Origin of the sequence: Desulforamulus aquiferis (assembly GCF_030577015.1) — a bacterium.
GTDB classification, from domain to species: Bacteria; Bacillota; Desulfotomaculia; order Desulfotomaculales; family Desulfotomaculaceae; genus Desulfotomaculum; species Desulfotomaculum aquiferis.
On sequence record NZ_JARPTC010000092.1, the window covers coordinates 1 to 463 of the forward strand.

At 45.8% G+C, this 463-nt stretch carries 1 rRNA gene; it reads right to left on the bottom strand.

The features are described 5' to 3' along the window. Nucleotides 1-130: ribosomal RNA gene (locus P6N53_RS18665) — 23S ribosomal RNA — on the bottom strand; the annotation flags it as partial. Nucleotides 131-463: the final 333 nt, after the last annotated feature.

A 463-nucleotide genomic window follows, 5' to 3' on the forward strand; every position in this document is an offset into this window, starting at 1 on the left:
CGGGTTGCCCCATTCGGGTATCCACGGATTAACGCCTGCTTGCGGCTCCTCGTGGCTTTTCGCAGCTTTCCACGCCCTTCTTCGGCTCTTAGCGCCAAGGCATCCACCATGTGCCCTTTTCTTCTTGACCTACTTGCTTTTCTTACTTTTCGAGATGTAATTAGCTTAATGTTTTCCGCGGCATTTCCCACTTCCAACCTCTCACTTCTCGCATCTCATTTGCTCGGCTACATTGCTGTATCCTGCAAAATTGTATTACTACGACGCTTTACTTTTCACTGTTCAGTTTTCAAGGAACATTTTTTAAGTCACGGGAAACGTCCCCGTGCTTCCCGGATTTATGATTTTACTCTCTGAGAGTCTTAAAATCAACCGGAAGTTTCTGGTTGATTTTAGAGTACTTCTCTAGTTGGGTTCTTTTTCGAACTTCGAATTCCGAACCTCGAACCTCGAGAAGGTCTCT